This window comes from Hahella sp. NS-SX17 (assembly GCF_057367735.1).
Window position 1 is genome coordinate 6,571,170 of record NZ_CM170632.1, and the last position, 14,328, is coordinate 6,585,497.

8 protein-coding genes are annotated in these 14,328 nt (G+C 54.8%); 2 read left to right on the forward strand and 6 right to left on the reverse strand.

Annotated features, from left to right (window positions below; all coding sequences use genetic code 11):
* Positions 1-50: 50 nt before the first annotated feature.
* A complete protein-coding gene (gene glyA / locus AC2IBB_RS29405) occupies positions 51-1,307 on the reverse strand; it encodes a serine hydroxymethyltransferase (RefSeq protein WP_486330218.1) in 1,257 nt (418 codons plus the stop codon).
* A 386-nt stretch (positions 1,308-1,693) separates the two neighbouring features.
* On the opposite strand from glyA, the gene ettA reads away from it, so the two are divergent.
* Together ettA and AC2IBB_RS29415 are read left to right on the forward strand one after the other, a co-directional pair.
* Positions 1,694-3,355, forward strand: coding sequence for an energy-dependent translational throttle protein EttA (ettA, locus tag AC2IBB_RS29410; RefSeq protein ID WP_486330219.1), 1,662 nt, complete (start codon positions 1,694-1,696; stop codon positions 3,353-3,355).
* 106 nt (positions 3,356-3,461) lie between these two features.
* The gene (locus AC2IBB_RS29415) at positions 3,462-3,839 is read left to right on the forward strand and encodes a PilZ domain-containing protein (protein ID WP_486330220.1); all 378 of its coding nucleotides are present in this window, start codon (positions 3,462-3,464) and stop codon (positions 3,837-3,839) included.
* 12 nt (positions 3,840-3,851) lie between these two features.
* Here the strand turns inward: AC2IBB_RS29415 and radA are convergent, their stop codons facing one another.
* The 5 genes from radA to AC2IBB_RS29440 form a co-directional block, all read right to left on the reverse strand.
* On the reverse strand, positions 3,852-5,210 hold the full coding sequence (radA, locus tag AC2IBB_RS29420) for a DNA repair protein RadA (protein WP_486330221.1): 1,359 nt from the start codon (positions 5,208-5,210) through the stop codon (positions 3,852-3,854).
* Positions 5,211-5,242: 32 nt separating this feature from the next.
* Positions 5,243-6,313 (reverse strand): uroporphyrinogen decarboxylase, encoded by a 1,071-nt coding sequence (gene hemE / locus AC2IBB_RS29425; protein WP_486330222.1) that lies wholly within the window; start codon positions 6,311-6,313, stop codon positions 5,243-5,245.
* A 130-nt stretch (positions 6,314-6,443) separates the two neighbouring features.
* Positions 6,444-7,862: an FAD-dependent oxidoreductase gene (locus AC2IBB_RS29430; RefSeq protein WP_486330223.1), complete on the reverse strand. Its 1,419-nt coding sequence runs from the start codon at positions 7,860-7,862 to the stop codon at positions 6,444-6,446.
* 129 nt (positions 7,863-7,991) lie between these two features.
* Positions 7,992-12,443 carry a glutamate synthase large subunit gene (gene gltB / locus AC2IBB_RS29435; RefSeq protein WP_486330224.1) on the reverse strand — a complete coding sequence of 1,484 codons (4,452 nt, stop codon included), beginning with the start codon at positions 12,441-12,443 and terminating at the stop codon, positions 7,992-7,994.
* Between the two features lie 202 nt (positions 12,444-12,645).
* Positions 12,646-14,322: an AAA family ATPase gene (locus AC2IBB_RS29440; RefSeq protein ID WP_486330225.1), complete on the reverse strand. Its 1,677-nt coding sequence runs from the start codon at positions 14,320-14,322 to the stop codon at positions 12,646-12,648.
* Between the last annotated feature and the right edge of the window lie 6 nt (positions 14,323-14,328).

A 14,328-nucleotide genomic window follows, 5' to 3' on the forward strand; every position in this document is an offset into this window, starting at 1 on the left:
CAAATTCCTGTGTCCAGAAAAGCAAATGCTCCCCGCAGGGAGCGCTTTATTTATCCTTTGTATACCGGGAACTTTTTGCACACCTCCAGCACTTGCTGCTTGACGCGCTGGATAGTCTCTTCGTTTTCGATATCGTCCAGAACGTCGCAGATCCAGCCAGTCAGCTCTTTTGCTTCCGCTTCGCCCATGCCGCGACGGGTGATAGCAGGCGTACCGATGCGTAAGCCGCTAGTGACGAATGGAGAGCGAGGATCATTAGGCACCGCGTTTTTATTCACTGTGATGTTGGCGCGCCCCAATGCCGCATCTGCGTCTTTTCCGGTGATATCTTTCTTGATCAGGTCAACCAGGAACAAATGGTCGTCCGTACCACCGGAAACAATGTCATATCCGCGCTGAATAAAAGTGTCCGCCATAACCCGGGCGTTTTTAACTACTTGCGCCTGATACTGCTTGAATTCGCCAGTCATCGCTTCTTTGAAGCAAACCGCTTTCGCAGCGATAACATGCATCAAAGGGCCACCCTGGCTTTCCGGGAATACTGCGAAGTTAAGCTTCTTTTCCAGTTCTTCGTTGGCTTTGGCGAGAATCAGACCGCCGCGGGGACCGCCCAAAGTTTTGTGTGTAGTGGTCGTAGTGACGTCAGCAATTTGCACGGGGCTGGGATAGACGCCCGCTGCAACTAAGCCTGCGATATGGGCCATATCGACAAATAAATAAGCGCCGACTTCGTCCGCAATAGCACGAAAACGTCCCCAATCAATCACTCGCGAGTAGGCGGAGAAGCCCGCCACAATCATCTTGGGCTTGTTCTCACGCGCCAGTTTGGCGACTTCTTCGTAATCAATTTCACCAGTCTCCGGGTTCAAACCGTACTGCACCGCTTTATAAATACGACCGGAAAAGCTGACGGATGCGCCATGCGTCAAGTGGCCGCCATGAGCCAGGCTCATGCCGAGGATCACATCGCCAGGCTTACACAGGGCCATGTATACCGCTGCGTTCGCCTGGGAGCCGGAGTGAGGCTGCACGTTGGCGTAGTCGGCCCCGAACAACTCTTTGGCGCGGTCGATAGCCAACTGCTCAACTACGTCAACATATTCGCAACCGCCGTAATAGCGCTTGTTGGGATAACCTTCCGCATACTTGTTAGTAAGCGCGGAGCCCTGGGCTTCCATAACGCGTGGACTAGTGTAGTTTTCAGATGCAATCAGTTCTATGTGCTCTTCCTGACGCTGGGTTTCACCTTGCATGGCGGTCCAAAGATCAGGATCAAAACTTGCGATGGTCATGTCACGCGTAAACATCTGTCGCCTCTATCTCTAGGAAGTGAGTACCGTAGTTTCGTGAAGTCAGCGTACGGCGGTGAGAAAAGCCGCTATTTTAATCGATTATCCCCTGCTCTTCACCCCATTTTACCGCGCTTCCGGTAAGGCGGAGCAAAGCCTCCGCAAAAACGCTCGCTGTTTGCCAAAGTCAACGATTTCAGCTAACTTAAACGGCCATTCACAGTACCATTCCATTCGCCCAGACGCTTGCGGCCGGACTTTACGCCAATGTCCAGACAGGCCCACGTAGTTTCCAGCCGTCACTCGTTAGGACCGATGGAGTCGCAGAACTATTTCCAAAACAGCTTAACGCGGGCAAACGCTTTCGTTTTCATTATCAAATCAAAGGCATAGGTTTCAATCTCATGGCACAGTACGTGTACACCATGAATCGGGTGGGCAAGGTAGTCCCTCCGAAACGAGAAATTCTTAAAGACATCTCCCTCAGCTTTTTCCCTGGCGCTAAAATCGGCGTACTGGGTCTGAACGGCTCAGGTAAGTCCACCCTGCTTCGCATTATGGCTGGCGTAGATACCGACATTATCGGCGAAGCCCGTCCACAACCCGGAATAAATGTCGGCTACCTGCCACAGGAACCACAGCTGGATGAAAGCAAGGATGTGCGCGGCAACGTCGAAGAGGCCGTCGCAGAAATCAAGAACGCCATGACGCGACTGGACGAAGTATACGCCGCCTACGCGGAGCCAGACGCCGATTTCGATGCTTTGGCCGCAGAGCAGGCCAAGCTGGAGGCGCTACTGCAAACCACCGATGGCCACAATCTGGAGCGCACGCTGGAAGTCGCCGCCGATGCATTGCGCCTTCCGCCCTGGGACGCCAAAGTGAGCACCCTGTCAGGAGGCGAGCGCCGCCGCGTAGCGCTTTGCAAACTACTGCTATCCAAGCCAGACATGCTGCTGCTGGACGAACCGACCAACCATTTGGACGCAGAAAGCGTCGCCTGGCTGGAACGCTTCCTTCATGAATATCCTGGCACTGTCGTAGCGATTACCCACGACCGTTACTTCCTCGACAATGTCGCCGGCTGGATACTGGAGCTGGACCGCGGTCGCGGCATCCCCTTCGAAGGCAACTACAGCCAGTGGCTGGAAGCCAAGGAAAAACGCCTGGAGCAGGAAGAAAGAACTGAAGCCGCTCGCCAGAAAACCATCAAATCAGAACTGGACTGGGTGCGCAGCAACCCCAAAGGCCGCCACGCCAAGAGTAAAGCGCGTCTGGCCCGCTTTGAGGAGCTGTCGTCACAGGACTTTCAGTCCCGTAACGAGACCAACGAGATTTACATTCCGCCCGGACCACGTTTGGGGGATATCGTCATTGAAGTTAATGACGTCAAGAAACGCTTCGGCGACAAACTGCTGTTCGATAACCTTAACTTCAATGTGCCTCCAGGCAGCATTGTCGGCGTCATCGGCGGCAACGGCGCAGGTAAGTCTACGTTATTCAAGCTGATCGCAGGCATGGAGCAACCAGAGTCTGGCGCTATCCGCCTTGGCGACACCGTACAGCTTTCTTACGTTGGACAAATGCGGGAGCTGGATGACAGTAAAACAGTATGGGAAGAAGTCAGCGACGGTCAGGATATGATTGAAGTCGGCTCTTATCGCACTCCTTCCCGCGCCTATCTGTCCCGCTTCAATTTCCGCGGCGGCGAGCAGCAAAAACGAGTCAAGGAACTTTCCGGCGGTGAACGCAACCGCTTATTCCTGGCCAAGCTGCTAAAACAAGGCGGCAACGTATTACTGCTCGACGAACCGACCAACGATCTCGACGTAGAGACCTTACGAGCGCTTGAGGAGGCCTTGCTGGCTTTCCCTGGTTGCGCGATTGTCATCTCGCACGATCGCTGGTTCCTCGACCGTATCGCCACCCACATCCTGGCTTTCGAAGGCGATAGTGAAGTGGTCTGGTTCGAAGGCAACTTCTCCGAATACGACGAAGACTACAAGAAACGCGTCGGCGAGAGCGCCGCCGTGCCTCAGCGCATGAAATATAAGCGCCTGGCCTGATAGCCTTTCTTTCCGGACGGGGTCAACGCCCCGTCCTCCCCTCTCAACGTGAAGTTCTCCCATGTAGCGACTATAGTTTAGGTATCGCTACAGGGAATAAAAAACTATGTCGCCAACGTCCTCTTCAGATCGCCGCCGCTTTCAGCGTATATCATTTGATGCGGAGGTGACCATTCAACAAAACAACCGCAGCTGGGTCAGTCAGTTACTGGATATCTCTTTTCGCGGCGCACTGGTGCATGAGCCCGCAGACTGGGGAGAAGCAGACACTCGCTCCCCGTTTGAACTTCGCGTCAACTTGGACGCGGAACACTTGATCAGCTTTAACGGGCATATGCGCCATGCGGAAAAAGGCCATCTGGGTTTTTCCTGCGAGCACATGGACCTGGACAGCGCCTCAACATTGAGACGCCTGGTAGAGTTGAATCTAGGCAGTTCCGCATTGCTGGAAAGAGAGCTCGCCGCGCTAATTGAAACGGTCTAGCGGGCGCACAGGCTAAAGCAGTTCAAGCGCCTCCTGCAAACGGGATACGCCTATCACCTGCATGCCCTCCGGCGCTTTCTTGGGCGCATTCGACTTTGGCACAATCGCCTTGGTGAAGCCATGTTTGGCCGCTTCGACAATACGCTCCTGCCCACTGCTGACCGGCCGGATTTCTCCTGACAGACCCACCTCGCCAAACACCACCCAATCGCTCGGCGCCGCGCGATCCTTAAAGCTTGAGGATATCGCCATCAATACCGCTAAATCCGCACTGGTTTCAGCGATTTTCACACCACCCACCACGTTAATGAACACATCCTGATCCCCCACGTGCAAGCCCCCGTGACGATGTAAAACCGCCAACAGCAGAGCCAGACGCTGGGGGTCGGAACCTATCGCTAAACGTCTGGGGGCCGCGCCGAAGCCTTGATCCACCAGCGCCTGAATTTCCACCAGCAATGGTCGGGTGCCCTCCCAGGCGACGGTCACAATACTGCCCGCAGCGGTGTGACCCTCGCGATTAAGAAAAATAGCGCTGGGGTTTTTAACGTCTTTTAGCCCCGTCTCCATCATCGCGAAGACGCCTAATTCATTCACGGCGCCAAAACGGTTCTTGATCGCGCGTAATGTCCGGAAACGGCTGTCTTCGTTACCTTCCAGCATGATGGAGGCGTCGATCATATGCTCCAGCACTTTAGGGCCTGCGAGAGAGCCGTCTTTGGTGACATGCCCGACTATCAGCAACGCAACGCCGGACTGCTTGGCGAAGCGGGTCAACGCCGCAGCCGCTTCCCGCACCTGAGCGACGCTGCCCGGCGCAGATTGCAGCTCGGCGACGTGCATGACTTGAATACTGTCAATAACGAGTATGTTCGGCTTTTGTTCTCGCGCAGTGTCGAGGACGCTTTCAACATCCGTCTCCGACATCACCTGCATACCGTGACTGTTAAGCTGCAGGCGGCGTGCGCGCATGGCGATCTGCTGAATGGATTCTTCGCCAGTGACGTAAAGAATCTTGTGTCGCTCCGCCAGTCGACAGGTCGTCTGCAGCAGCAGAGTACTTTTGCCTGCGCCGGGATGACCGCCGATCAGCACGACCGATCCGGGAACAATACCGCCTCCAAGCACGCGGTCAAACTCGGGACTCAGAGTGGATGTGCGGGGAAGATCGACCAGTTCAACCTCTTCCAGAGACTGTAATTGCGCCCGCTGCCCAGTAAATCCGCTGCGGGCGGCGCTCTTGACAGGCACCCGGCTTTCACGGAATTCGCTGACCGTATTCCAGGCTCCGCATTGAATACACTGCCCCATCCATTTGCGGTAATCCGCGCCACATTCCGTGCAGACGTAACTGGTCTGTTTCTTCGCCATTCCTACAAATACTCCATTAACGCCAATCGCAATCAGGCATTCTGATGATAAGGCGCGCTCAACTCATGGACGGCGTCGATAAAGACTTTCGCGTGTTCTGGGTCCACATCCGGCGTGATCCCGTGCCCCAGATTAAAGACATGCCCCTCGCCAGAACCAAAGCTCGCCAGAATGCGCGAAACCTGATCCCGAATCGCAGCGGGAGGCGCATATAATGCAGCCGGGTCCATATTGCCTTGCAAAGCAACCCGGTCGCCCACACGTCTTCTGGCCTCACTGATTTCCGTCGTCCAGTCGAGCCCTAGCGCGTCAGCGCCTGCATCGGCAATATGCTCCAGCCATTGGCCGCCATTTTTGGTGAACAGAATCACCGGTACAGGACGCCCGTCCGCCTCACGCTGCAGCTTCGACACGATCTTTTTCATATAAGCCAGCGAAAATTCAAGGTATCCCGCGGCAGTCAGAGCCCCGCCCCAGGTATCAAAAATCTGCACAGCCTGCGCGCCCGCACGAATTTGCGCGTTCAGGTAATCCGCTACGGAATCCGCCAGTTTATCCAGCAACAAATGCAGCAACTCCGGTTGTCCGTATGCGAGCTTTTTGATTTCACGGAAGTCCTTGCTTGAACCGCCTTCCACCATATAAGTAGCCAAAGTCCAAGGGCTGCCGGAAAAGCCGATCAGGGGGACGCGGCCGTTCAACTCCCGGCGAATGGTGCGCACGGCGTTCATGACATAGCCGAGATCCGTGTCCGCGTCTGGCATATGCAGCGCGTTGACGTCCGCTTCCGTTCTTACCGTCTTTTTGAAGCGGGGGCCTTCTCCAGTTTCGAAGTACAGGCCCAGCCCCATCGCGTCAGGAATAGTGAGAATGTCAGAGAAAAGAATCGCCGCATCAAGCTCAAAACGCTCCAGTGGCTGAAGCGTGACTTCACAGGCGAATTCCGCATTTTTACACAGGTCCATGAAGCTGCCTGCACGAGCCCTGGAAGCCCGATATTCAGGCAAGTAACGTCCGGCCTGGCGCATCATCCACACCGGCGTCACGTCCACCGGCTGTCTCATTAACGCGCGTAAAAATCGATCATTCTTCAGTTCTGACATGACGTCTCCAGGGTTCCAGAATTTGAGAGCAGCACATATACCACGTTCGCCCCCAACAAAAAAGGCATGGAAAACCATGCCTTTTCATACGTCTGAAGCTTTTTGATTGTTAATCAATCACTTCACAGCGTCATACTTCCAGATAATCGAGAATGCCTTCTCCCGCCTGTCTGCCTTCCCAGATAGCCGTGACCACCAGGTCGGAGCCGCGCACCATGTCTCCGCCGGAGAACACTTTCGGGTTAGTCGTCTGGAATTTGTATTGCTGCTGTTCCGGCGCGATGACTCGTCCGCCGTTATCGACATCAATGCCAAACTCCTGGAACCAGGGTGAAGGGCTGGGACGGAAACCAAATGCGATCAGCACTGCGTCCGCAGGCAGTATCTCTTCGCTTCCCGCCACCACTTCAGGACGACGACGACCATTTTCGTCCGGCTCGCCCAGGCGAGTTTGCACCACTTTCACGCCCTCTACCCGCTCATCGCCGATGATGGCCACGGGCTGACGGTTGAACAGGAACTTGACGCCCTCTTCTTTCGCGTTGGCGACTTCCTTACGTGAACCGGGCATGTTGGCCTCATCACGACGATAAGCGCAGGTTACTGATTTAGCCTTTTGACGAATCGCCGTCCGGTTACAGTCCATTGCGGTGTCGCCGCCGCCGAGGACGACAACTCGCTTGCCCTGCATGTCGACAAAGTCTTCCGGCGCTTTTTCATACCCCAGGCAACGGTTGACGTTGGATATCAGATACGGCAGCGCGTCATAAACGCCAGGCAATTCCTCGCCGGGGAAGCCACCTTTCATATAGTTGTAGGTTCCCATTCCCAGGAAGACGGCGTCGAATTCATTCAACAAATCCGCAAACGCCACATCTTTCCCTACATCTGTGTTCAGACGGAACTCGATGCCCATCTCTTCAAACAGCTTACGGCGGCGGACCATAACCTCTTTTTCCAGTTTGAACTCTGGAATACCGAAGGTCAGCAACCCGCCAATTTCCGGGTAGCGGTCGAACACGACAGGTTTCACGCCACTGCGGATCAAGACATCTGCACATCCCAAACCGGCGGGACCCGCGCCGATAATGGCGACCCGTTTCTCGGTCATGGCCACCTTGGACATATCCGGCTTCCAGCCCAACGCCAGCGCCGTATCTGTAATATATTTCTCGGTCGAGCCGATCGTCACGGCGCCGAAACCATCATTCAGCGTACAGGCGCCTTCGCATAATCTGTCTTGCGGGCATACCCGGCCACAGACTTCAGGGAGCGTATTAGTCTGATGGCTGAGCTCAACCGCCGCCATGATGTTGCCTTCCGACGCCAGCTTTAGCCAATTGGGAATGTAGTTATGCACTGGGCATTTCCATTCGCAATAGGGGTTGCCGCACTCCAGACAGCGGTGCGCCTGGTTTTTGACTTCCTCTTCCTTAAAGGGCTTGTAGATTTCTCTAAACTGCTTCTTACGACGCCCAACCGGAACCTTTTCAGGATCTTGCCGTCCCACATCGAGGAACTGAAAGTTATTGCTCAGTCTCTCCGCCATTGCGTCTAAACCTCTAAACTGTATACAAAAAATCTGTTTCTGGACCCGGCGCAGCGCGAACGCCCGAGGCGCAGTCTCGCCACCCTCATTACGCCGGGAACTCCGACTAAACTTAACAGCCCCGATTTATTACTCAGGCCTTGCCCGCGTGCTGTCCATCAACGAGGCAAGGCTGGCGGCTTTGGGTTTCACCAACCAGAAGCGCCCCACATAGTCATCGAAGTTATCCAGCATGTTTTCCGCCCAGGCGCTGCTGGTTTCCCGAACGTGCTCGTCGATCACGTCGCGCAGATAGTTGCGGTACGCTTCCATCGCTTCGCTGGTAATACGGTGAATCTCCACCAGCTCATGGTTATAGCGGTCGACGAAGCGGTTCTCCAGGTCGAGAACATAAGCAAAGCCGCCAGTCATGCCTGCGCCAAAGTTGTAACCGGTTTTCCCCAGCACAGCCACCATACCACCCGTCATATATTCACAGCAGTGGTCGCCCACGCCTTCCACCACCGCATAGGCGCCGGAGTTACGCACGCCAAAGCGTTCGCCCGCCACACCCCCGGCGAAAAGCTTGCCGCCAGTGGCGCCATACAGGCAGGTGTTACCGATGATGGAAGTTTCCTGCGATGCAAAAGAGCTGTTCTGGGGAGGACGTATGGTCAACTTACCGCCAGTCATGCCTTTGCCCACGTAATCGTTGGCGTCGCCTTCCAGATACATGTGCAAGCCGCCAGCGTTCCACACGCCGAAGCTTTGCCCAGCGGTGCCGGTCAAACGGAAGACCAGCGGGTTTTCCGCCATACCCTGATTGCCGTGTCGCTTAGCGATCTCGCCGGACAAACGGGCGCCGATAGAGCGATCACAGTTGGTGACGCGAAACTCAAACTCACCACCACTTTTGGCTTCGATGGTTGGCAGCGCTGCCTGCACCATTTCTTCCGCCAAACGGCCTTTGTCGTATGGGGCATTGCGCTCGGACTGGCAGGTATGCGGCTTGTCCGCAGGTATTGCGTCGTTGCTCAGCATCGGCGTCAAATCCAGATTGCGCTGCTTGGCCGTCGCGCCCGGTAAAATCTCCAGCAGGTCCGTGCGGCCAACCAGTTCTTCCAGAGAACGAACGCCCAGCTTGGCCATCCACTCACGAGTTTCCGTTGCGACGAATTTGAAGTAGTTGATCGCCATTTCCACCGTGCCCTGGAAATGTTTATCGCGCAGATCTTTATTCTGCGTCGCAACACCCGTGGCGCAGTTGTTCAAGTGGCAAATCCGCAGGTATTTACAGCCCAACGCCACCATTGGCCCAGTGCCGAAGCCGAAGCTTTCCGCACCAAGAATGGCCGCTTTCACCACATCCAGACCGGTCTTCAGACCACCGTCCGTCTGCAGGCGCACGTTGCCGCGCAGATCATTCGCACGCAACGCCTGATGCGCTTCTGATAAGCCCAATTCCCAGGGAGAACCGGCGTACTTGATAGAGGTCAGCGGACTGGCGCCCGTGCCGCCGTCATACCCCGAAATCGTGATCAGGTCCGCGTAGGCTTTGGCCACACCTGCGGCGATAGTGCCGACGCCAGGTTCAGACACCAGCTTGACCGACACCAGCGCCTCTGGATTGACCTGTTTCAAGTCGAAAATCAGCTGCGCTAAATCTTCGATCGAGTAGATATCATGATGCGGCGGCGGAGAAATCAGCGTCACCCCTGGGACTGCATAACGCAGGCGTGCGATTAACTGGTTAACCTTACCGCCAGGAAGTTGGCCGCCTTCGCCGGGCTTGGCGCCCTGCGCCACTTTAATCTGCAGCACATCCGCGCTGACCAGATAGTGAGGCGTCACGCCGAAGCGACCTGAAGCCACCTGCTTGATCTTGGAGCGCTTCTCCGTCCCATAGCGCGCCGGATCTTCACCGCCTTCGCCTGAGTTGGAGCGACCGCCCAAGCGGTTCATCGCGACCGCCAGCGCTTCGTGCGCCTCAGGAGACAGCGCGCCAATGGACATGGCGGCGGAGTCAAACCGGGGAAGAATGTTTTCCAGCGGTTCGACTTCGTCTATCGAAATCTGCTTGACCTTATCAGAGATTTTGAAGAGGTCGCGCAGCGTCATCGGCGCCCGGCCGTTTACATAGGAGGCATATTCCTGATAAACGCCATAGTCGCCTTCGCGCACCGCCTTCTGCAACGCGCCGACCACATCCGGGTTATAGGCGTGATATTCGCCGCCATGGACGAACTTCAGCAGACCGCCCTGCAATATTGGTTTGCGTTTGGCCCAGGCCATTTTGGCCAGCTCCGCCTGCTCCGTCTGGAAGTCATAGAATGAGGCGCCCTGGATACGACTGGGAACGCCGCAGAAGCACAAATCAACAATATCATCCGCCAGCCCCACGGCCTCGAATAATTGCGCGCCGCGATAAGAGGCGATTGTCGATATCCCCATCTTGGAGAGTATTTTCAACAGACCTTTGTTAATGCCTTTCCTATAGTTATTTTTGGCTTCGATAGGGTCGATCAATACTTCGCCGGTGTTAATCAGGTCATTAAGCACTTGATAAGACAGGTATGGATAAACCGCGGTGGCGCCGAAACCAAACAACACGGCGAAATGATGCGGGTCTCTCGCCCAAGCGGTTTCCACTATGATATTGGCGTCGCAACGCAGGCCTTTGTTCACCAAACGGTGATGCACAGCGCCTGTCGCCATAAAGGCGTTGATTGGCAGCTCGCCCTGGTTAATGCAGTTGTCGCTCAGTATCACCAACACTCTGCCGTTGCGCGCGGCGTTTTCCGCCTGATCCGCCACGGCTTCAATCGCTTGCTTGAGCCCTAACTCTGGGCGGTACGACAACTTGATTTTCTCTACGGAGAAACCTTCACGCTGCAGGTTGGCGATTCGGAAGAACTTGGCTGGCGACAATACCGGCGTACTCAGGATAATTCGGTTAGCATGCTGAGCCGTTTCCTGGAATACATTGCGTTCCGCGCCCAAACAGGTCTCCAGAGACATGACAATGGTTTCCCGCAACGGATCGATTGGCGGATTAGTCACCTGGGCAAATTTCTGACGGAAGTAGTCCGCAACGGAACGGATGCGGGTGGATAGCACCGCCATTGGCGCATCGTCACCCATTGAACCCACCGCCTCCTGGCCGGATTCAGCCAGAGGACGTAGCACCTGGTCGCGCTCTTCAAAGGAAATCATGAACATTTTCATGTATTCATGCAGGTTTTCCTTTTCCATCAGCGTGAATTCAGGCGTCTGCTGATTAAGTTTGGTTTCCACACGCAGTGCGTTTTCACGCAGCCACTTCTTGTAGGGGTGCGCCGATTTCAGACGGTTATCCACATCCTGAGTATGCAGCACTTCGCCGGTATGGGTGTCCACCGCCAAAATCTGACCCGGGCCAACACGGCCCTTGGCGACGACATCCTCAGACTTGTAGCCATAAGTGCCCACTTCCGAGGCCAGCGTAATGTAGCCGTTTTTGGTGATAACCCAGCGCGCAGGACGCAATCCATTACGATCCAACAGACACACCGCGTAGCGACCGTCAGTCAATACCACACCGGCGGGGCCATCCCAAGGTTCCATGTGCATGGAGTTGTATTCATAAAACGCGCGTAAATCCGGGTCCATGGTGTCCACGTTTTGCCATGCAGGCGGAATCATCATACGCACGGCGCGGAATAGATTAACGCCGCCCGCCAGCAAGACTTCCAGCATGTTGTCCATGGAAGAGGAATCTGAGCCAGTGCGATTCACAATCGGCTGCAGCGCTTCCAGATCAGGCAGGTGTGGGGATTTAAATTTGCTTGCGCGAGCCATCGCCCAGTTACGGTTGCCGTCGATAGTGTTGATCTCACCATTGTGAGCCAGATACCGGAAAGGCTGCGCCAACGGCCAACGCGGCGCCGTATTAGTGGAAAAGCGCTGGTGGAACACGCAAATAGCGGTTTCCAAGCGCGCATCGCCAAGGTCCAGATAAAAGTTTGGCAGGTCGACGGGCATCATCAACCCTTTATAAGAAAGCACCTGGCTGGACAAGCTACAGATATAGAACTCTTTATCTTCCGCCAAGGCGTTCTCGGCCATCCTGCGGGCAATATACAGTTTGACCGCGAACTCGTGCTCATTAATGCCCTTCGGGGCTTCAACGAATATTTGTTCTATAACAGGAAGGCAATCCAGAGCCATAGGCCCCAGACATTCCGTATTCGTAGGAACAAGGCGCCACCCGACGGTTTTCACGCCTTGTTCGGCCAGCGCGGACTCCAAGCGCTCACGGGCGGCTTTCGCCATAGCTTCGTCCTGATTCAGGAACAGCATACCCACCGCGTAATTCGCGCCCAACTCAACATTAAAGCTTTCTTCGGCTATCGCCCTTAGAAAGGAATCAGGCTTTTGTATCAGTAACCCACAACCGTCGCCGGTTTTGCCATCCGCAGCGATACCACCTCGATGAGTCATGCATGTGAGGGACTCAATAGCGGTGCGCAGCAGATCATGGCTGGCTTGCCCATTCATATGGGCGATCAAACCAAAACCACAGTTATCTTTGAACTCACCTGGTTGATACAGACCTGTCTTCATATGCTTTCTCTCACTTAAATCCTTACGAATCAAAAGCTTGCCTGAAAGAAATCAAAACCAAGCAGCTTTTGATAGGCAAAAATGGGCCGCCCATAATACACACGGACAAGCCTTAGCTCAAATCTAAAGAGATTTGTTAATTAGTAAAAATACCTAAAGGTTTGTGCTTATGACAGAGGTAAGAGAGAAAAAGTCTCGATCCTTATTTAACCAAGCCCTGCAAGCCGGAAATACTGCGCACCCACGCCCCCTGCTCAACCAACGGCTGAGGGAGCTGGGCAAGCGCTTCTTTGGCCTGCTCTTTGGAGGGGTAAACGCCGCGCAACACGACAAACCAGTCTTTCCCTTGATACAGGGACTTAACGTAAAAATCCTGCGTGTCTCCTTCCCTTCTCAGAAAGGTTTGCACTGATTCCCTGTGCAAGCTACCCAACAACTGAATCGTCCAGGCCGAAGACGCCTGAGACTGCAGCCATTCGTTCGTGCGGAAATAATGGTCCAAGTCATTTACAGCTTTAGAGAGCGGCACAGGCCGTTCTGCGACAGCGGCTTTTTGAGAAGTTTTTTTCGATTCAACCCGAACGGAAGGTTCAGACTTCACAGCCACAACCGCCGGCTCTACGTCACGCTCTGCTTGCTGTAAATTATCAACAGGCTTGACTCTGGCAGCCTTCTCATCCTTCGCTTCCGGTTCGGCCACCTGATACACAGGAGCCTCACCGTCGTGGTTCATCTCCTCTTCGGGAGACTTCGTCGCTGCGTCTCGCTGCTGCGCAGCGGTAGCCAACTCTGATGCGTCTTCGCCTAAATCGGTCTCTGCGGCTTCAGTCAGAGGGGGGGGGGTTGCGGCCGCCACATCCACTTTTAGTTCTGACTCTGGAGCAGGAGCAGGAGCAGGAGCAGGAGCAGGAGCAGGAGCAGGAGCAGGAGCAGGAAGTTTTATCGTCACTCTGGATGCGTCCGCCACACTATTTTCCACCGTTGACGTCGCCTCATAACGCCACGCGATGAAACCGACGCCTCCTACAAAAACCGCCAGCAAGAAACCGGAAACCAACTGATATAACTTCGCGCTGGGCTTGAAGTTTTTGGGCTTCGCCGCCTCGGCGGATAAAAGCAGAGACCCCGCCAGACGATCTATTCGTCCGGGAATGCCTTTGCTTAGTTGATATAACTTACCAACTAATGCAGGAGGTATCCCTCCTTCACCACCACTCCACCCGGCAGAACGAAGTTTTTCATTCAGATAACGGGAAGTATCACTAAGATCAAGCGGCGGAACGCCAACATACTGAATGGAGGTTCCACGCGCACCACAGGCGCGTGCCAGCTGCTGGGTAATCTGTAGCTGACCGACCAACAGCAGACCAAACACCCCAGACTGTTCCGGGTTGAAACGAGTAACCAGCAACTCAAGAGATTCGTCAGATAACTCATGCGCATCGTCAATCACAAAAAGTGTGCGCAAACCTGATGCAAAACTTCTCTCACAGCTTTGCATTATTTCGGCCAGCAACACTTTAGTAGACAGATTATTTTCAACTGTCGGCAGTTCAAGCCCCGTGGCCAACTGGATTACGAGCGCTTCAGCCCCTTCCAGCAAGCCGGGCTTTAACAATACGATTCTAAGCGCCTCACCTTCCAGCATTACCAAGTGTTTCAGCAGCAAGGACTTACCGCCCCCTTTAGGGGCTGTCAGCGCGACTATACGCTCCGAAAAATGAACCAGATGGCGCAGGTTTTCGATAATTTCGCCATACCGCCCCACTTGAAGCAGGTCCGCGTGACGAGCATCAAAAGGGTCCCCGTCAACGCCATAGATTTCACGCCATGCGTCTAGAGCAAACGCAGGCTCCTGCTGTACGACAGTTTCTTGCATCAATGT